This is a genomic window from Flavobacterium sp., assembly GCF_027533505.1.
Taxonomy (GTDB): Bacteria; Bacteroidota; Bacteroidia; order Flavobacteriales; family Flavobacteriaceae; genus Flavobacterium.
Genome location: NZ_JAPZUB010000037.1, coordinates 64053 through 84595 on the forward strand (window position 1 = coordinate 64053; position 20543 = coordinate 84595).

The following is a 20543-nucleotide window of genomic DNA, read 5'->3' on the forward strand; positions in this document are numbered from 1 at the left end:
AAGTTAGTCTATAGCAAGGAACGAATGTAACATAAAAAAAGCCTCATTAATAGAGACTCTTTTATTTTTAAAACGAATTGACATTTTGTAGATTGTTATGCTCTAGCAATCGGCGTATTACTTTTTCAGGAAGTAAATTTTCCATGAAATACCGTTTACTATGATTTTCTATATGAAGAATTTGCTCAGGATGCTGGATTAGTACATGAATTACATTGACAATTTCTTCTTTACTTCCTTCTTTAAGTAAAATAATGTCTTGACCATTTTGCAATGGTATTGCCATCTCATTAGAAAATGGAGTCGAAATAATTACTTTTCCAAGAGCTAAATACTCTGCTAACTTCCAACCATGGCATTGATCAACTGCTGGAGTACTGAATACAAATAAAGATTGTATTGTTTTTTTTAAATAAATTTCAAAGGGAACAACACCATCTGTTAAGAATGCCTCCCATCCCTATTGATTACCATCCTTTCTAGGTGCGAAACCTCCTTCAAAATGAATATTTTTCACCTCTTTACAAGCGGCAATAAAATTAGCACGTAATTGGTTGGTCTCAGGATTATTTTTCCAAATTGTACTTACAAAAAACACATAATCACTCTTGGATTGAGAGGAATTATGAAGGTAAAAGGATAATGGTTTACGTAAATATTGAGCCCAATAGTTTGACAGAAACAATTTTTTGTGAGGAATAACAGAATAAAAACGTATAAAATTGAATCCAGCCATAAAAATCGTTTCTGGTAAATTCCATAGTCGAATTCCGAAACTAGATCCAATTGGAATTACTTTTTCAGCGCCTTGTCTCGGGACAACATTAGGGTTATAATTTACCTTTCCATATACATCACACCACTCCAATTGTGAAAGTATAATTTCATTGCGGTCATTGGCATCGATGCATAATTTAATTTCCTTGTCGGGATATTTAATGATCACGGCCAATCCGTCATAAAAGCCAAATCTTGGAAATCGTTTAGTACTAAAAATAACCCTTTTTATCCCAAGGAATTTCTTCAAACCACTTATATAATACCCGTCGTAAGCTACGTTGCTTAATGCGTAAATATAAACTTTTGGACGATGGGTCATTTGTTTAAGTGTATTCTAAAAATTGAATTTAATAAAACTTATTTTAGTAACTTTAATTATTTGAAAAAAGAGAATTGAAATAACATCATCACATTAATCAAACTATTTTCAGTCGCCATTTTTACTGGTTTAATGCAAGAATCCCCCTTTTCAAAATCTGTCCAAATGCATACATATCTTCATACGAGCAATAGAAAGGAGCGGGAGCCAACCGAATTACATTGGGTTCGCGCCAATCGGTAATCACGCCATTGTTCATTAAATAATCGAACAAACTTCGTCCTTGTCCATGTAAATATACGGACAATTGACAGGCGCGTTCTTCGGGATTTTTGGGCGTGATGACTTCAAAATCGGCGCCTTCCAGCTGTTGGTCGATGTCGTGTAACACAAATTCGAGGTACGCAGTTAATTGATTCCGCTTTTGTATGAGACGCTCCATCCCTACTTCGTCAAAGAGTTCGACTGAAGCCAAATAGGGTGCTAATGACAATATGGGCAAATTACTCACTTGCCAACCGTTGGCCCCGTGGACTGGGTCAAAATCGGGTTCCATTTTGAAACGACGTTCTTTATTATGTCCCCACCAACCCGCGAAACGAGGGAGATTGCTGTAGTGGTGTTTTTCGTGTACAAAACAACCCGAGGCATTCCCAGGGCCGGAGTTCATGTATTTATAACTACACCATGCTGCAAAATCGACATTCCAATCGTGTAAGTTCAATTTAACATTCCCTGCAGCGTGAGCCAAGTCGAATCCGACATAAGCGCCTACAGCGTGACCTGCTTCGGTGATTGTTTTCATATCAAACACTTGACCCGTGTAATAATTCACACCACCCCACAACACTAGGGCCAACTCCTCGCCTACTTCCTTGATTTTGGCCAGAATATCTTCGAGACGAATATTGTGTTCGCCTTCACGTCGTTTTACTTCAACAATGGCGTCTTTGGGATCAAAGCCGTGAACGCGCACTTGTGATTGAAACATGTATTGATCGGAGGGGAAAGCTTTTTCTTCGCAAATAATTTTGTAGCGTTTGCCTTGGGGACGGTAAAACGACACCATCAATAAGTGTAGGTTTACAGTCAAGGTATTCATTACGGTAACTTCAGAGGGCAAGGCGCCAACAATTTTACCAAGAGGCGCTGCAAAACGTTCGTGGTAATCCCACCAGGGTTTCTCGGCATAAAAGTGGCCTTCAACGGCAAGATTAGCCCAGTCATTCATTACATCCTGAACAAATTGGGAAGCCGATTTGGGTTGCAACCCCAACGAATTCCCTGTAAAATAAATTACATTTTTACCGTTGTGTTGCGGAAAAATAAATTGATCGCGGTAGGAACGTAATTCGTCTTGTGCGTCGAGTTGTTGTGCGAATTCACGCGTATTTTGAAATGTCATGGGTTAGTTTGTTTGGATGGTAAATGTAGTAATCTTGATTGAGAATTGAAACAGGGTTAAAGAGTTATGAGTTATGAATTATGAGTTTACAGAACCATTGACTCATTGACCCATCGACATATTGACTCATTGACACATTGACTCATTGACTCATTGACTCATTGACCCATCGACATATTGACTCATTAAAAAAAGGCCTTCATTTCTGAAAGCCTTCTTTGTATTATAAGATCAACATTGCGTCGCCATAGGAATAAAAACGATAGCGTTCTTTTACGGCTTCTTCGTAAGCTTTTTTCATCAAATCGTGCCCACAGAAAGCCGAAATCATCATTAACAAGGTGGATTTGGGCGTGTGGAAATTGGTCACCATACAATTGGCAATACTAAAATCGTAGGGTGGGAAGATGAACTTATTCGTCCAGCCATCGTAGGGATTTAGCGTGCGGTTGGAAGAGACCGAACTTTCGATGGCACGCATAGAAGTGGTTCCGATACAACACACACGACGTTTATTTTCAATGGCCTTATTCACTGTATCACAGGCTTCTTGAGAAATGCGTAATTCTTCGGAGTCCATTTTGTGTTTGGACAAATCCTCTACTTCAACAGGATTGAAGGTTCCTAGTCCGACGTGAAGGGTGACTTCAGCGAAGTTGATCCCTTTGATTTCTAGACGTTTCAGTAAATGTTTTGAAAAGTGTAATCCAGCAGTGGGCGCCGCTACCGCACCTTCTTCTTTCGCATAGATGGTTTGGTAACGTTCGGCATCCTCTTCGGTGACTTCGCGGTTGATGTATTTTGGAATTGGTGTTTCCCCTAGTTCCTTTAATTTATAACGGAATTCTTCATACGATCCGTCGTACAAGAAACGAAGGGTACGTCCACGGGAAGTGGTGTTATCGATAACCTCAGCAACTAAGGAATCGTCATCGCCGAAATACAATTTATTTCCGATACGGATTTTACGGGCAGGATCGACCAAAACATCCCATAGGCGTTGTTCCGCATTTAATTCGCGCAACAAGAAAACTTCGATACGAGCGCCGGTTTTCTCTTTGTTTCCATACATACGGGCAGGAAACACTTTGGTGTTGTTTAAAATCATCACATCGCCATCGTCAAAATAGTCGATAATGTCTTTAAACAATTTATGCTCGATTTGTCCGGTGCTGCGGTGTACCACCATTAAGCGCGACTCGTCACGATTTTCAGCGGGAAATTCGGCCAGTAACTCTGGAGGTAAATGGAAATTAAAATGGGATAGTTTCATCTTTTATAGCCTTTAAATTACATTGATTTGCCTCACGACAAACGGGTGCAAATATACTATGCGCAAAAGGGGGTTGTCAAGTAAATTAGGATTTATTTTCCGACATTTTCCCTGAAATCCCTACCCGAGCGAGATCACCCCAAAAAGTGGGATACGATTTCGATACCACCTCGGCGTCTTCTATTATTAAAGGTACTCTTAGGGCTAAAGGTGCAAAAGCCATGGCCATACGATGATCTTGATACGTCGCTATGGTTACATCGGGAATGATGTGTGTTGAGGATTCAAGATGCAAAGAATCAGCGGTGGTTTGGATTTGTCCTCCTAGTTTTGAAATTTCTTGTTGTAAGGCTGCCAACCGATCGGTCTCTTTGATTTTTAGCGTATGTAACCCCGTCAAGGCACACGAAATTCCGAGTCCGAAACAAGACACTGCAAGAGTTTGTGCAATATCAGGAGCCCCCATTAAATGGGCTTCAAAATGTGACGTTTTGGGTGGTGATACTTTGGTTAGTTGAAGGCGAAAATCGGGCAAAAAAGTGGTGGTTACGCCTAAATGTTCGTACAAAGAAACTAAGATTTGATCCCCTTGTAAACTTTCAGCCTGGTAACTTGTTAACGTAACTTGAGCGCCAACTTCTGATAAAGCGATTATACTATACCAATACGAGGCCGATGACCAATCGCTTTCCACCGTGACGGATTGACTAGTTGCCATGGCAGATTGCACTTCAAACGGTGCCACCGCAATGTGGTTCCCTTCAAAGGAGGTGGTTACGCCAATGTGATTCAATAAGGCCAGGGTCATTTGTATGTAGGGAACAGAAGTTATTTCCCCTTCCAAAGTTAATTGGAGTCCGTTTTTCAAACTCGGCGCAATTAATAATAATGCGGAAATATATTGACTGCTGATATGAGCGGGCAAGATCACTTGCGAATGCAATAGTTTTTTTCCTTGAATTCGCAATGGTGGAAAACCCTGATTTTTTTCGTAGGTAATTGCGGCGCCAAGCTGATTTAAGGCTTCGACAAGAACATGAATGGGGCGTTCCTGCATGCGGGAGGAACCCGTGAGCAAAACTTCTTTTCCCTCTTGTATCGCAAAATAGGCCGTAAGAAAACGCATGGCCGTCCCGGCATGATGCACATCAATGAGCACGGGATTTGAATGGCTTTTTTTGGACTTTTCAAGTGCTTGCATCATCACTTCCGAATCATCGGAATTGGAGGTGTTTTCCAATTGTAAATGCGGATATAAGGCTTGGAGCAAAAGAAGTCGATTGGTTTCTGACTTAGACCCCGTAATGGCTATTTCTTTCCCGGTATGTAAATTAGAATGAAGTAAGTGGCAAGTCATGGAACAGGCTTAATTTGATTCCAACGCAAGGAGTCTTGAGTTATGAATTATGAGTTATGAATTATGAGTTATGAATTATGAGTTAGAAAGTTACTAATTACTAGTCACTAATTACTCGTCACCCCCGAAGTTTCGGGGCTAGTCACTAATCACCCCCGAAGTTTCGGGGCTAATTACTATTTGCTACTTCAGCTTCTCATTAGTATGATGGCGGTCGTGGTCGCGTTTCGCTTTCAAGTCCATTTTTTTATCAAAAGCAGCTTGCAAATCGACCCCTGTTTGATTGGCCAAACAAAGTACGACAAAGACGACGTCGGCCAGTTCTTCGCCGAGATCTTTATTTTTATCACTTTCTTTTTCCGATTGTTCGCCATAGCGGCGCGCAATAATTCGAGCTACCTCTCCCACTTCTTCGGTGAGTTGCGCCATATTGGTGAGTTCGTTAAAATAGCGAACACCATGATTTTTAATCCAATGATCGACGTCAAGTTGGGCGTTTTTTAGATTCATTTTAATTCTTTTCGAGCACGATTTTTCCAAGCTCTTTATCAACAGCTAATTTAAAAATTTCTTTTTGGGAATCATACGACTCGACGGGAAAATCGACATGATTAATTTCTTGCGTTGTAGTTATTGTCACTTTTCTCTCTTCGCCTTGGATTTGATATCGATAATTCATCCCATTATTTGACATTGCAAAAACAGCCGCTTTAGGAAGAACTGTAACTTTATACATTTCAGGAATTGATATTATCACTGTCGAAGTGTATCGTATTAGGTTAACTAAAATGTATTGGAAATGTTCGAGTTTCAGCAGAAAAAGAATTCCTCATTTGAGCTAAATAGACAAGAGGATTGATAAATACATTATTCTCCAAATAATCAAATTTTAAGCAACATGTTTTTAATAAAAAAGTAGCAGGAGCAGTACTATCCTTGGGATAATATCGCTCCTACAACTGTTCTTTACTAATTTTATATGATTGAAATTGTCAGAAAACAAAAGAAATACTAACTACACAAATGAAGAATATAAAACACGTTTCATTAGACTTTTTTCAAAATAATTTTTTCTGTATTTTTCTTTACAAATTCATTAAAAAGGGAGCGTAAGAATTCATAATTTTCTGAACCTATAATGGCTTGATTGATATCTAATGTTAAAATAATTTGTATTTGATTATCCGCACTTTGAATCATATACTTGAATCCTGCTATATTTTCTGGCATTGTAAAGGCTTTACCTTCTGGGAGTACTTCAACTACATATCCTTCCGGAATCGTCAAAGAAATGGTTGTTTTATCTTGATGGGGATAAATAAAATCAACGGGATATTCTCGTTCATCTTGTTTGAAAGGATTTTCACTCAATGTTTTAAATAAGAGTGGGCTAATATGTAGTTTACCACCAATGAGTTCAACAGAATGATTATCTTTAAAACTATACGATTCAACTATTGGCTTTGAAATTTCTAAGTTATTTTGAACACTGAAGTCTGAGACCTCAATACCACTATGCCGCTTTTCCAAACGTTCCATTTGAGACTCAATACTGGCATTTCCATAACGTGTTCTGTAATCAAAAGCTTCGTAATCAAAATACATTTCGCGGACTTTCCCTTCAATGACACCCGTCTTATCGATTTTTGCCATTAATGTGGTAGCACTTTTTGATAAAAATGAAGGCACCAAATTAATCGATTGATTTGTACCATCACTTTGAATAATTCGCCCTTGCCAATTTAAATCTCTTGTCGGTAAAATATTGGGCATTGAATACTTGCTGGTTGCATCCATCAAATAAATATTATCCTGAAACTTAACGGCAGCAATCACATAATTAAAAGATGTCTGACTTGGAAAAAGCGGAATTCCATTGTTCCGCGTGCTAATAATTACGGGATTGGCATTCAATCCCGCATAACGCAACATAGAGACTAACATTAGATTTAGTTCTGCAACATTTCCTTTCTTTTCAGCGTACGCTTTTTTCACCCCATCTTTACAAAACACTCCATAAAACTCATTCCAGTTCATACGGTTACGAACGAAACTAAACAAAATAACCATTCGTTCTTCTGGGTCAGAAATTCCCTGAAGTAAACCATCCACATCTTTTTCAAAATATCCTGTTTTTTTTAACTCATCACCAAAATTCGAAGAAACATAAATCTCTTTTGCAACGGTCTCCCAATCGGTTGAATATCTTTTGATCTGCGAATTAGGATATTGAGTTGTAGATAATTCATGAACCAAAGTTGTGCGGTAATTATTAATGTTACTGGTGAATATTTCCTCTTTTAAAGCCGCTATGTTTTCGACAACATATTTTGAAGTCTCTTCACGAAAACGAAATCCACCGGAACTGGAGGAATTGGAAGTATTATAAACAGAACGCTCTCTATAATCTTTGCTAATTATAGGAGAATGATACCCCCTAAAATGTTTACTGTAGGTAAAATATTCAGGAATTACTGTGGTGTACTCTGAATATAGAACGGGTATTGACTTTTGAAAAACCCATTCGGGGAAATTGTGAATATAAGGAGAAGAAATCATGACTTTATATTCAATAATAGATCCCTCTCTAACATTTGGCATAGTAATCTTTTTTAACGCCCAATATTTATTTACTTCCTCACGGAACTCACCACTACTGTTTAACTTGGTCTTTTCAATTTTACCATCAATCAAATTGTATGTGACTGCTTTTGAAAAAGAGACTTTTTCCTCGCTAGTACCACCTCCTGTGTATATTCGTTCCACAGCATTAGCATACTCATACCCTTCCTTTTTGTATATCTTTATTTTTGTTTGGATTTCAGTAATTATTCTAAACCCTTCATTCTCTGAGTATTCAAAATAAGTCTTACCAAGACTAAACAAAACGGCAGCTGGAGCCGAAGTATCTGCAGGACAAAATTTTTGGCTAAGTTCATCAAGAGTAACTTCCCCCAATTCTCTTTTTTGAGCAATACTAGAAAGTGCAGTAAATACACTTATGATTAAAATAAACTTTTTCATTATTTTAGGCTTTGATTAATACTACTTTGGTTGAATCCAAACGAGCAACTTGTTCACGGAACTTTCTAAAACTCTCATAATCTGTTTTTTCAAAAAGTCCTTTTTTCATAAAAAATGAACGTTTCACTTCTAATTTTTCAGGAGATAACATCATTAAATTCAATCGATACTCTCCAAACTTATCCAGCAGAGTTGTTGAATCAGGCAATGTTTCTATCTTGTATCCTTTAGGCAACTCAATGATTATCGAATCCTCATCATAAAAACCTCGGGCAATTTCAAAAGGATATTTTCGATTTCGATAGCGCGTTGGAATAGTGTGAGTTTGATTGAAAACATTTACTTCTAACGTTTGATATTGCCCACTTTTTTTGACATAATCTGGGGAAGAAATGACGAGCTCCTCAGTAAATTCTACTGCTTTTTTATCGTTAACAAACTTATAATTTTCAATAATCATATTATTTATCCAAGACATTTCCTCCTTATATTTTTCATTAACATCTTTCTTGGATTTCAACTCAATACCTTCAGAATTACTATATTGAAAACCTGTACTTTTTCGCATCATCACGCCTTTCATAGAACCATCCTCCGCAATTGTCACAATTCCAGTGGTTATTTGCTTACTCTTGTGGTTGTTATAATCATTCGTTTTTACTATCTCACCTCCTTGGGGCTTGATAAGAAGTGCATAACGATCATCTGTAAAACTTCCTTGATAACCAAATGGATTGGACTGACTGGTACATTCCATAAACAAGTATCCTCCTTTTTCATCGGGTAAGGCCAAAATCATGTGATTCCCTTGCATAGCAACAAAATCTGTAGTTAAATCTCGAGTATCATTACCTGCGTATATTATAGTACAATAAGACTCTACTCCAACAGCTTTCAAAAGAGCGCGGGTATAATTGGATAATGCTTTACAATCGCCATACCCCAATCGATCGACATCTTTGGCTAGCATCGGTTTCCATCCCCCCACACCTAATTGAATGCTTACATAGCGAGTTTTATTTTGAACATACTCGTAAATTTTCTGTGCTTTTTCAATATTCGTTTTCGTATCCTTTACTAAACTTTGTACTTTTACCACTGTTGCATCGGGGAGTTCATCGGTTCCCGTAAGTAGCGCATTGTAATACCAACTTCCATAGGATGGCCAAGTATTTGCGTTTCCTTCCACTCCTTCAAGATTAAATTTATCCAAAGCAAATCGTACCATTGGAAAAATATCATAAAATGGCGGAGAATAATCTTCTGGCTTTTCAGCCTTAAAATTCTCTATCGAATACACAATCTTACCAGCACTCTCCTCTTTTAGAATGGTGTGTCCTTCAAAGTTTATCTCTTTTACTTTAACTTTTAAATCGTCAGGATAAAAATAGTGAATACGTGCTTTTTGAACACTTTCATAATATGATCCGATAGGTACCCAAGGCTGCAAAAAAGCTGTATTCGTTGATTTTACTTCGCTTTCGAAAACAATCGTAAATGGATAGCCCGTGGGAGTATAATCCAAATATAAAATACGGTCGTCAGTGGCTATTGAAAATCCATCCGATACGCTGTGATCCTTAAAATCGGACTGTCTGTATTTCTTAATCTCGTTCCCTGTAGCATTATAAACAATTACACTCAAAGAATTTATTTTGAGTGAAGGGCTGTAGTTTTCAGACAAATCCAAATTACGCATCCCCTTCTCATTTAAAACCGTGACAACTTCACGTTTCTTTAAGGTAAATGCTTTTTGAGAGAGAATTTTTACCTCATAATCACGCTCTCGAACAATAGCATTAGCATTTTCTTTAAGTATTTCTGGAAGTGTTAGGGATGAATAAGGCGTTTCTTGCGCTTGAACCAATTGACATATCACTAACAGGGCGAATAAAATAGGCTTATACATCTCGAACTAATTTTTTTCAAATATATTTTTTTTGGAAAATATTAACAAACAAAATTTAAAATTTATTTTGGGTATCAATAAAAATAGTGACTGGACCATCATTTAGTAAGGCGACTTTCATATCGGCGCCAAAAATACCTGTACCGACTTTTTTCCCCAATTCGCGCTCCATCGCCAACACAAAAGCTTCATACAAAGGAATCGCTTGTTCGGGTCGGGCTGCCTTAATGTAGGAAGGACGATTGCCTTTTTTGGTCATAGCGTGCAACGTAAACTGACTTACCACAATACAATCGCCTTGGCAATCTTTGACAGATAGGTTCATAACCCCCTGAGCATCGCCAAAGATGCGTAGGTTAGCAACTTTAGACGCCAACCACAATACATCGTCCATTCCATCGGCATCCTCTACGCCCAATAGAATTAATACCCCTGACTGAATTTCAGAAACTACTTTTCCATCAACAGTTACTGAAGCTTGAGTGACTCTTTGAAGAACTGCACGCATAAGGAAGAGTTATGAATTATGAGTTATGAATTATGAGTTATGAATTATGAGTTTTTAGGTTTGAGGTTGAGTTTGAATATCAAATTAGCATCCCTGCCACCACTGAAAGCCAACAACTAATCACCCCCGAAGTCTCGGAACTAATCACTAGTCACTAATCACTAGTCACTAATCACTAGTCACTAATCACTAGTCACTAGTCACTAGTCACTAGTCACTAGTCACTAATCACTAATCACTACCCACTCTTGCGCTCATCAGCATACTGATCCCCACGGTACTGCTCGTCATCTCCGGCTAAAATTTGCAAATAACTGCGGTAGCGCGACCAAGCAATTTCGTCGGCATCTAGCGCTTTTTTTACGGCACATTGAGGCTCTTCTTTATGAAGGCAATTGTTGAACTTGCACGATTCTTTTAAGGCAAAAAACTCAGGAAAGTAATCACTCACTTCTTCGGGCTCCATATCGACCACGCCAAAACCACGAATGCCGGGAGTGTCAATAATTTTTGTCCCGAACGACAAATCAAACATTTCGGCAAATGTTGTTGTATGTTGCCCCTGTTGATGGGAATCCGAAATCGAAGCGGTACGTAAATCCAACCCCGGTTCTAACGCATTGACCAATGTGGATTTGCCTACTCCAGAATGGCCAGAAAACATACATACTTTACCCTTCATTAAGACTTTTAGTTCCTCAAGACCTTTGGATTCTAAGGCCGAAACGCGCAAACAACGGTAGCCAATCTGACTGTAAACATATTGCAAATACAATTGCTCCTCCAAAGCCGCTTCGTCATAAGTGTCTATTTTATTAAATATAAGCACCGCTTCAATACCATAAGCCTCAGCAGTAACCAAAAACCGATCGATAAAACTGGTCGTTGTGGTAGGATTATTGATGGTTATCAGCAAAAAAACTACATCTACATTGGCCGCAATGATGTGTACTTGTTTGGACAAGTTTACCGATTTGCGAATGATGTAGTTTTTCCGATCATGGATAGTGTGAATTTGTCCTATGATTTCATCCGTAGACTGATCTAAGTCAAAATCAACGCGGTCGCCTACAGCAATCGGATTGGTACTTTTGATGCCTTGGATGCGAAACTTTCCTTTAATCCGACAATCGTACAACGCTCCCGTATCCGTTTTTACTGTGTAGTAACTTCCCGTCGATTTGTAAACCCATCCTGTCATGCTACAAAAATAAAATAAAAAAGGCACCGAAGTGCCTTTAGTATTTTGAAATAATGCGGAATTAGTATTTGTAAGCTACTCCTTTTTTGATGACCTGAGAACCTCCCAATTGGTTAGAATTAGCACCCACAGTGGCTTTGTCAGCAGTTAATAGAATAAAAGGACATCCTAACTTAGCGGCTTCCATTTTTAATTTTTTCTCTGCCTTCTTGTCTCCTGTATTTCCTGTTTGAAAGTTGATTAATCCCGTTTTTCCACGTACTTCTTCTCCTTTTTTCAAACCAGAGATGTATGCTTTATCTTCCAAGATGACAACTTTTTCCCAATCGTCTTCTCCGTTGATAACAATTTTCTCTGTAACTTCTTCTACACGTCCGGATTTTCCGTAAACGATTTTTTCAATAGCATACTTACTTACTGTATTTTCTGCATCCTCGCCATCATATTTGAATACGATGGTAAACTCTTCTAATTTAACTACTTTTCCGGTAATCACTTCACCGTTGTGCTTGTAAATTTTGTCTGCCTGTGCTGATACAATAGAAGTGATCAAGGCAAATAGTAAAACTAATTTTTTCATGATAAATAATTTAGAGGTTATCGAACGCAATATTACTAAATTATTCTGACTTAAAAACTTTTTCTTGATGCGCGATACTTTCTTGGTGAATCGCTTTAAAGAACTGAACGATAAACTCTTCGCTCAAGCCTCTCTGCGAGCCTTCCTTGACCATGCGTTCCAAGATTTCATTCCAACGTTTATTTTGTAAAACCGCCACATTCTTTTCCTTTTTCAAAGTGCCAATGTCTTCGGCGACTTTCATCCGTTGTCCAATCACATCCAACAATTTGGAATCGTAGTCGTCGATTTTAACGCGTAATTTGGACAATTGCTGCAAATAGTCACCATCGGCATCATCTTCTTTGCGAATCACCAAATCAAAAATAATTTGCTTCAACCGCTCGGGGGTCACTTGTTGCGCCGCATCACTCCAAGCATTATCGGGATCGCAGTGGGTTTCGATAATCATTCCATCGTAATTAAAATCCAAGGCTTGTTGCGTCACTTGAAAAATCATATCGCGCTTTCCCGTAATGTGCGACGGGTCGATAATCAAAGGGATGTCAGGGAACTTGCTTTGAAAATCTATCGCAATCTGCCACTCGGGATTATTGCGGTATTTGGTTTTTTCGTAGGTTGAAAATCCGCGGTGAATCACGCCTAATTTTTTAATTCCCGCATTGTACAAGCGCTCTATCCCACCAATCCACAACGCTAAATCGGGATTAACCGGATTTTTCACCAATACAATCTTATCCGTGTTTTGTAAAGCGTCGGCGATTTCTTGTACGGCAAATGGGTTTACTGTGGTGCGTGCCCCAATCCATAACACATCGATATCGTGTTCCAAAGCCAATTTCACATGCGCTGCTGTAGCCACTTCAACCGCCATCAACAATCCGGTTTCGGCTTTGGCCTTTTGCAACCATTTCAATCCGATTTCGCCCACACCTTCAAATCCACCAGGTCGAGTGCGGGGCTTCCAAATGCCTGCGCGATAGATGGACACTTTTGAATCTTGCAGTTCACGAGCAATTTGTAGGACTTGATTTTCAGTTTCGGCGCTACAGGGACCCGCAATCACCAACGGATGGGGCAAATGAAAATCATCCAACCATGTGCGCATTTCTTTCTTATTTTCCATAGGGCTTATTTTTTGATTCCGTTTAATATTTCTTTAATGCGATTCGTATGTTGCATTTCTTGGTACAATGCGTCATATTGATCCGTTTCTAATAATTCCCGAAATCGGGACAAATTTCGGATATATTCTTCTAAAGTGGCCAAAACATTTGCTTTGTTTTGGTTAAAAATAGGCGTCCACATATCGGGGGAACTCTTTGCTAGACGCACCGTACTTTCAAAACCGCTCCCGGCCATGTCAAAAATATCGCGCTCGTCTTTCTCTTTTTCGATGACGGTTTTGCCCAACATAAACGAACTGATATGCGACAGATGGGACACATAGGCGATATGTTTGTCGTGTGATTTTGGATCCATATACCGAATGCGCATTCCCAATTTATGGAACAATTCCATTGCGCGTACTTGCAGCCCAAAGGCCGTTTTTTCAACCTCACAAATGATATTCGTTTTCCCTTCAAACAAACCTTGTAATGCTGCTGTGGGTCCTGAAAATTCCGTTCCTGCTATGGGATGGGTAGCTAAAAAATTACGGCGGTTGCGATGGTGTTGTACGGCTTCACACAAGGGTTGTTTGGTCGAACCTACATCGATGACTAAGGTCTTTTCATTCACTAAATCCAATACTTCAAGTACTACGGTAAGCGCTTTGTCCACCGGCACTGAAACGATTACCACATCCATTTGCGGTATTTCTTCCCACGCCCCCTCACGATTGACAATCCCAAGTTCGATTGCTTTTTGCACATGAACTGTATCGACATCTATTCCAATAATTTCGGCTTGATCCCAAATCAAACGGATATCTCGGGCGAGTGAACCTCCTATCAAACCTATACCGATAATTGCTACTTTCATGGGGTAAATCGTTGTATTACTTCTTCAATTTTTTCTTCGGTCACACAAAGTGAAAAGCGAATGTATCCTTTTCCGTTGCTGCCAAAAATGAGGCCTGGGGTGATAAACACATGGTAGTTATACAACCATTCATCAATCAATGTTTCGGCGTTACTTTTTTGGGGCAACTTCGCCCAAACGAAGAGTCCCACTCCCTTTTTATCATAGGTACATCCCAACAAATCGGCCAACTGCCAAATCAATTCGCGGCGACGGGCATAGATTTCGTGTTGGGCTTCAAACCACTCTGCTCCCAAGGATAAAGCAGTCACAGCGCCTTTTTGAATGCCTAAAAACATACCGCTATCCATATTGCTTTTCACTTTCAACACGGCTTCCAAAAATGCGGGTTTCCCTACCGCCATGCCAACTCGCCAACCGGCCATATTGAAGGTTTTGCTTAGCGAATTGAGTTCGATAGCCACTTCTTCAGCTCCTTCACAATTGAAAATGGAAATCGGACTGTGGTGCAACACAAAACTGTATGGATTGTCATTGATTAAAAGCAACTCGTGCTTACGCGCAAAATCAACCCATTGTTGCAACAAAGCTAAATTTCCGGGTGCCCCCGTGGGCATGTGCGGGTAGCCGATGAAAATCATTTTCACGCGAGACAAATCCAAGGCTTCCAAAGCGGCAAAATCAGGCAACCACTCTTGCTCCGGTTGAAGGTCGTAATACAAGGCCTCAGCCTGCACCAATTCCGCTACCGAAGCATAGGTAGGATAGCCCGGGTTGGGTAACAAGACTTGATCGCCTGGGTTTAGAAACGCCATAGCGATGTGCAAAATCCCTTCTTTGGACCCCATTAAGGGGAGAAAATCGATCGGACTATCGGGTGCGATTCCAAATTGTGTGGTATAAAATTGACGCATGCCGGCACGGAGTTCGGGAATCCCTTGATAGCTCTGGTACTCATGGGCTTTGGGTAGCGAAAGTGCATCGACTAGCGCTTGTTGTACCGCAGGGTGCGGTGGCAAGTCGGGACTCCCTATACCCATATTAATTACGGGATGTCCTTGTGCCATGAGGGCTTGGACTTCCTTCAATTTGCGCGAGAAATAATATTCCTGCACAGACTGTAAGCGATTGGCTGGAGTAATCATGGTAATGTATTTTGGTAAATTCCTAATATTTTAAATGATAAAGCCATCAAGTTGAGCAAAGCAGCCGCCTTTTCAAAATCGGCATAATCTTCAAACGTCACATCGACAAAAAAGGCATAGGTAAACGGCGATTCGATTTTGGGGAGCGATTGAATTTTGGTCAGGTTCAAGCGGCAATCGCTCATCACATTGAGTATAGCGGCCAAACTCCCGCGTTGGTGGTGGAGTTCAAACTTGATAGACGCTTTATTGATTTGGGGTGAAAGCGCATTGGGTTGGCGCGACACGATGGCAAACCGCGTAAGGTTATTGTTCACGGTTTGAATCTCAGGGGCGATAACTTCGAGGGCAAACAATTCTGCTGCCACCACACTTCCTATTGCGGCGATACCCTGTAATTGTTGCGTTTGGATACGTCGTGCTGTTTCAGCAGTATCTTTATCTTCGACCAATTTAAGGTGGGGAAACCGTTTGAGAAACTCCATGCACTGCAATAAAGCCATCGGGTGCGAGTGAACTTCTTGAAGGGATTCCAACGACTGCCCGGGAAGCGCCATCAGGTTTTGTTGTATTTCCAGATAGTGTTCCCCGACGATATGAAAATCGTTACGATCAATCAAGGCGTAATTGGGCAGGATGGCACCGGCAATAGAGTTTTCTAATGCTATGACAGCCTGGGCGGCGCGACCGTTGAGTAAACTGTCGGCGACGGCTTCAAACGAGAGGCATTCTACCAACTCAAACGGCGTTTTAAAATACGCAAGAGCGACTTGATGGTGGAACGAACCTTGAATTCCTTGGATGGCTATTTGTGCTTTCATGGGCAAAAAAAAATCCCGATGGAAATCGGGATTGTAGTATTGGTGCTTAATTTTTTACTTCTTGACGTAACACAAAACCATTCCCTTTTCCTTCGGTGCGAAGAAATAAAAGAAATACGTAACATAAGTATGGAATGTGTTTGACATAAATGATTGTTTGTGATGCTAATGTAGCAAAAAATTGGAGCCCATCCTTCGCTAAGCCCAAAAAAAATTACGAAAACGATTGAAATGAACTTCACTCGTATAAAACATCTTATTTCGCGCGAGAATTTCAATAAGCTCGTATACTTTCCACTCAATGGGCGCGTTAAGGATGGAGGCCTTGCGAAGCTCGCCCGAGGTGACGAGGGCAGCGACGGCTGACAGCCTGACCTCGTGGGGGTAAATAATGTGCCTCTTCCTCGCATTATTTACCCCACGAGGGAACGCCCCAAAAAATTGAATGAGAATCTGTACCTTTGTGTCAAATACATTACCATCATGTCTATAGAAGTTCAAGCGGTTTCGAAATATTACGGGGCACAAAAAGCCTTAGATGCTGTATCATTTTCTGTTCAAAAAGGAGAAATTGTAGGATTCTTGGGTCCGAACGGCGCTGGAAAATCGACCTTGATGAAAATCTTAACTACTTTTCTGAGTGCCGACGAAGGTTCGGCCGCCATCAACGGACATGATGTAGTGGCGCAAGCGAAGGCGGTGCAACGAGTGGTAGGATATTTGCCCGAACATAATCCGCTCTACCTCGATCTGTACGTACGCGAATATTTGGCGTTTAATGCGGATGTGTATCGTATCCCGAAAACGCGTATCGAAGAAGTGATCGCTTTAACGGGATTGACCCCCGAATCGCATAAAAAAATCGGGCAACTCTCCAAGGGCTACCGGCAACGTGTGGGATTGGCTACCGCTTTGTTGCATGATCCGGAAGTTTTAATTTTGGACGAACCCACGACGGGACTCGACCCAAACCAGTTGGTAGAAATTCGCAACGTCATCCGTCAGGTGGGGAAAAATAAAACCGTTTTCTTATCAACCCACATCATGCAGGAGGTGGAAGCCTTGTGCGATCGAGTGATTATCATCAATCAGGGAAAAATTGTAACCGACAAGAAGTTGGATAAACTCGTCGACGAAGTCACCGTTCAGGTGCTGGAGGTGGAGTTTGATCAAGACTTGGAGGCGCATGTTTTGGAAACACTCCCCGGACTGACACATGTTCGAAAAACCAAAGAGCGCGTATGGGAACTTACTTTTCAAACCGAAGAAGACCCGCGGGTACAATTGTTTGATTTTGCTACGGCACAAGGAGTTCGTGCCTTGCAAATTGTGACAAAAAGCAAGAATTTGGAGCAAATTTTCCGCGAAAAAACAACGACAAAACGTTAAGGATACAGCAATTGCCCTTGGTAGGTAGTTTCTACCGCTATTAGTGGAGGAACATGGGTCATACGTACATTTCCAGTACTTACAATCTTACCTGAAATTTTTTGAAGCGGATGCACCAAAAGGTCGTTCGACCCACGGTGGAAAATCACTACTTCGTTTGCTACCAGTTGGGGGGCTTCGACGCGGCTATCTCCAGCCCAAATCAGGTATTGTGCTTGCTGCGTTTGACCGCTGAGATAAAAGCGCGCCACATTGTTGGATTGCACAACAACTTGATAGTTTTGAACTTCTAGAAAAAAATCGCCTGTGCCCGCTCCGGATACGCCATCACCATCCTCGTCAAGCGCAAATAATCGCACAATAGGATAGGTCAAAACGCCATTGGAGCGGATATCTTGTTCGGTTTTGGAGTAAATTTCTTCAATATTGGGCGCGGTAATTTTAAGGATTGCGGTTCCGTATTCGCGGGTCCAATTGCATTGCGAGGCATCGCGCAACATCAGGCGATTGCCGTCTTGGGAGACTTGTACATTGTTGATGAGATTTTCTCCGGCTTCAATATAAACCTTATACTCGGGTCCTTGGGTTATTTCGACTCCGATGCCACGGTAGACTTCGAGTCGTGTAAACGGACTTACGGGAACTTCACGCAAAAGGCGCGTACCTTCTGATTCGATACAATCCATAGGACGTTCACAACGAATAAACAACATTACTAAACAGCAATAGAACAACGGCTTCATACTTATAATCGAATGCCTATACCCCACTCGATGGCTTCGGCGAGGAATAGATGGGTTTTTAAACTTAAAGAAGAATAGACCTTCGGAGTCCAATAGTATTTGAGTCCGATACGGTCATAGATGGGAATGTCATTTTGCAATCGATCGTAGACATAGTAGCCCACTTGCGCTTCAAACGAAAGACGGTTGATGTACCATTCGTAACCCGCAAACAATCCCACTCTACGGTAATCGGTATCGGGGTCAATCTGATCTTCGGGAAAGGCTGCCGATTTGTAGCGGATAAAATCTTTGAGGCTTTGGGTTAGAAAAACATCGACTCCGAATTGAAGTCCCGACTTACGGTTCAAGCGTTTATCGACATAGGCGCCCAAATGTAAAAAAGGATATTGGCCACTATTGATAACCGAACTTTCATTGACGCCAGTGCGCGCAACGATGTTGTAATGCCATGGCTGTCGGTAGTTGATCGTGTCTTTTGCCAAAGTACTGATGGCCTTTTCGGCTGATTTTGGGGAACTGTAGGTGAGACCGAGGTTGAGTCCATACGAATTGATGCCGCTGTTGGGCGACTTGGTCCGTCCGTTGGAGTAATGGGTAAAAAGAAAACCCGCTTGCATCGTCCAAGGAGAGCGAAATAAAGGAATTTGGTAGTGCAAACCCAGGTTGATATTGGCTAGCAAAGGACTCCCAAACGCTTTATTCTTGCTATTGGTGACCTTGTCATACGGCTGATTCATGTAGGCCACTCCAGCGGCCGTGGTGAGTCGTACATGACGGTTTAGAAAAAAGAATTGAAACTGCCCGCCGACGGCCCAACTTTGTCCGAGAAAACGATTGTTGAAATCCTGATACAAAAGATATATACCGTAATTGGGATTATCGTAGGTGCGGTGCCACTCTTTGCTTCCGTGGGTTTGCCAATTGTAGGCCAACATTACCCCTTCGGGATGGCCTTGCAAATGATATAGGTCGGGCGAATGCGGCATAACATTCCCGCGAAACAGACTTAATTCCCATTGTGGTGTAACCCCTGTCGACTGCGCCCATAGAAGTTGTATTCCGCACAAAAAGAAAAAAATACTGCGCATGGTAAGAGGTTAGGTGTTGCAAATATAGCGGAAATTGGGAATTATGAATTTTAAATGATTTATACTAAAAAATTGCGTACTATTTCTTATTTTTAAAGAGTGAAAGAATCAAATATAACTGCCATGAAGAATTATCTACTTTTCCTTTTATTCCTTTTTATTGGATGTTCTAATCCAGATAATACAATTGAAATCTATTTACTAAAATCTCGTGCTAAAAATAAATATGGTATTTCACCAGATGAATTTAGAAAAATCAATACGTCTATTGAGAATGAGGGATTTGATATTGGTCGTTTTTCTACCGTTGATACACTAAATAAGAAGATTAATTTTGCAGGAGAATTTGATATTTATGAATCAAAATTAGAGGATAAACCGTTTATTTCTGATGAAGAAATTGAATATCTTGATTTGAAAACTAATAAAATAAAGTTTACAGAATCTGCAGCTGTAAAAATAAGCTCTTTAAGGGCTTCAATGCGGGAAGGAACTCAATTTGTAATAACGAATAACAAAAAGCCAGTTTTCGGAGGGTATTTTTGGAATACTTTTTCTTCTTTTGGAAGCGATTGGAATTGCATTTCTTATGTCCATAACCTAAAAGATCATCCTGAAAAAGAGCAATATAACCATATACTTTACAAAGGTAATGGAATGGGATTTTGGCTAAACAATCAAGTCGACTTAAACAAATACCTTAAATTTTTACACGCATTGGAAGAATCAAATAAATTAAAAAATAGATAGTAAAAACCAATAGGAACTGTAGTATAAAATTGTCTTTTTTAGCTTCCTTATCATTTTATCTTAGTAACAAATAATCGAGTTCACTTTGTATACCATTAATCGTTTGTGGCGGGAAGTAGTTGGCAGAGCAAAACTGGAAGTATAAAAAAAGCCTTCCATTACTGAAAGGCTAAATTTCTTAAACTTGGTTACGTTATCAACGACAAGAGGCTTGACCAAGCATCACAGTACAAAAATAAAAATATTCGTTCATTTGACCAAGAAA

The 20543-nt window shown here is 40.3% G+C and carries 20 protein-coding genes; 2 read left to right on the forward strand and 18 right to left on the reverse strand.

The window, feature by feature from the left end:
• Positions 1-67: 67 nt before the first annotated feature.
• The 16 genes from O9316_RS08595 to O9316_RS08670 form a co-directional block, all read right to left on the reverse strand.
• On the reverse strand, positions 68-286 hold the full coding sequence (locus tag O9316_RS08595; protein ID WP_298203478.1) for a hypothetical protein: 219 nt from the start codon (positions 284-286) through the stop codon (positions 68-70).
• A 174-nt stretch (positions 287-460) separates the two neighbouring features.
• A complete protein-coding gene (locus O9316_RS08600) occupies positions 461-1099 on the reverse strand; it encodes a hypothetical protein (RefSeq protein ID WP_298203479.1) in 639 nt (212 codons plus the stop codon).
• A 121-nt stretch (positions 1100-1220) separates the two neighbouring features.
• Positions 1221-2504, reverse strand: coding sequence for a kynureninase (gene kynU, locus O9316_RS08605; RefSeq protein WP_298203480.1), 1284 nt, complete (start codon positions 2502-2504; stop codon positions 1221-1223).
• A 223-nt stretch (positions 2505-2727) separates the two neighbouring features.
• Positions 2728-3777 carry a tRNA preQ1(34) S-adenosylmethionine ribosyltransferase-isomerase QueA gene (gene queA, locus O9316_RS08610; RefSeq protein WP_073361469.1) on the reverse strand — a complete coding sequence of 350 codons (1050 nt, stop codon included), beginning with the start codon at positions 3775-3777 and terminating at the stop codon, positions 2728-2730.
• An 85-nt stretch (positions 3778-3862) separates the two neighbouring features.
• On the reverse strand, positions 3863-5134 hold the full coding sequence (locus O9316_RS08615) for a 3-phosphoshikimate 1-carboxyvinyltransferase (protein ID WP_298203481.1): 1272 nt from the start codon (positions 5132-5134) through the stop codon (positions 3863-3865).
• 183 nt (positions 5135-5317) lie between these two features.
• Positions 5318-5644, reverse strand: a complete 327-nt coding sequence (locus O9316_RS08620) for a nucleotide pyrophosphohydrolase (RefSeq protein ID WP_298203482.1) — start codon at positions 5642-5644, stop codon at positions 5318-5320.
• Between the two features lies 1 nt (position 5645).
• Complete coding sequence (locus O9316_RS08625; protein WP_298203483.1) at positions 5646-5870, reverse strand: hypothetical protein; 225 nt, start codon at positions 5868-5870, stop codon at positions 5646-5648.
• A gap of 311 nt (positions 5871-6181) precedes the next feature.
• Positions 6182-8158: a DUF3857 domain-containing protein gene (locus tag O9316_RS08630; protein WP_298203484.1), complete on the reverse strand. Its 1977-nt coding sequence runs from the start codon at positions 8156-8158 to the stop codon at positions 6182-6184.
• Between the two features lie 4 nt (positions 8159-8162).
• Positions 8163-10067: a DUF3857 domain-containing transglutaminase family protein gene (locus O9316_RS08635; protein ID WP_298203485.1), complete on the reverse strand. Its 1905-nt coding sequence runs from the start codon at positions 10065-10067 to the stop codon at positions 8163-8165.
• A gap of 55 nt (positions 10068-10122) precedes the next feature.
• A complete protein-coding gene (gene dtd / locus O9316_RS08640; RefSeq protein ID WP_298203486.1) occupies positions 10123-10575 on the reverse strand; it encodes a D-aminoacyl-tRNA deacylase in 453 nt (150 codons plus the stop codon).
• 238 nt (positions 10576-10813) lie between these two features.
• Entirely contained in the window at positions 10814-11776 is a 963-nt protein-coding gene (rsgA, locus tag O9316_RS08645; RefSeq protein ID WP_298203487.1) for a ribosome small subunit-dependent GTPase A, read from the reverse strand.
• Between the two features lie 61 nt (positions 11777-11837).
• The gene (locus O9316_RS08650) at positions 11838-12356 is read right to left on the reverse strand and encodes a hypothetical protein (RefSeq protein WP_298203488.1); all 519 of its coding nucleotides are present in this window, start codon (positions 12354-12356) and stop codon (positions 11838-11840) included.
• A gap of 40 nt (positions 12357-12396) precedes the next feature.
• Positions 12397-13482, reverse strand: coding sequence for a bifunctional 3-deoxy-7-phosphoheptulonate synthase/chorismate mutase type II (locus O9316_RS08655; protein ID WP_298203489.1), 1086 nt, complete (start codon positions 13480-13482; stop codon positions 12397-12399).
• 5 nt (positions 13483-13487) lie between these two features.
• Entirely contained in the window at positions 13488-14339 is an 852-nt protein-coding gene (locus tag O9316_RS08660; RefSeq protein ID WP_298203490.1) for a prephenate dehydrogenase, read from the reverse strand.
• Complete coding sequence (locus O9316_RS08665) at positions 14336-15484, reverse strand: aminotransferase class I/II-fold pyridoxal phosphate-dependent enzyme (protein ID WP_298203491.1); 1149 nt, start codon at positions 15482-15484, stop codon at positions 14336-14338. Before O9316_RS08665 ends, O9316_RS08660 begins: the two co-directional genes overlap by 4 nt.
• Complete coding sequence (locus tag O9316_RS08670) at positions 15481-16305, reverse strand: prephenate dehydratase (RefSeq protein WP_298203492.1); 825 nt, start codon at positions 16303-16305, stop codon at positions 15481-15483. Before O9316_RS08670 ends, O9316_RS08665 begins: the two co-directional genes overlap by 4 nt.
• Before the next feature lie 483 nt (positions 16306-16788).
• Between O9316_RS08670 and gldA the strand changes: the two genes are divergently transcribed.
• Positions 16789-17694, forward strand: coding sequence for a gliding motility-associated ABC transporter ATP-binding subunit GldA (gldA, locus tag O9316_RS08675; RefSeq protein ID WP_298203493.1), 906 nt, complete (start codon positions 16789-16791; stop codon positions 17692-17694).
• On the opposite strand, the gene O9316_RS08680 is transcribed toward gldA, so the two are convergent.
• Together O9316_RS08680 and O9316_RS08685 are read right to left on the reverse strand one after the other, a co-directional pair.
• Positions 17691-18437 (reverse strand): head GIN domain-containing protein, encoded by a 747-nt coding sequence (locus O9316_RS08680; RefSeq protein WP_298203494.1) that lies wholly within the window; start codon positions 18435-18437, stop codon positions 17691-17693. The two genes, gldA and O9316_RS08680, sit on opposite strands and share 4 nt — an antisense overlap.
• A 2-nt stretch (positions 18438-18439) precedes the next feature.
• Positions 18440-19528: an acyloxyacyl hydrolase gene (locus O9316_RS08685; RefSeq protein WP_298203495.1), complete on the reverse strand. Its 1089-nt coding sequence runs from the start codon at positions 19526-19528 to the stop codon at positions 18440-18442.
• 123 nt (positions 19529-19651) lie between these two features.
• Between O9316_RS08685 and O9316_RS08690 the strand changes: the two genes are divergently transcribed.
• The gene (locus O9316_RS08690) at positions 19652-20278 is read left to right on the forward strand and encodes a hypothetical protein (protein WP_298203496.1); all 627 of its coding nucleotides are present in this window, start codon (positions 19652-19654) and stop codon (positions 20276-20278) included.
• Positions 20279-20543: the final 265 nt, after the last annotated feature.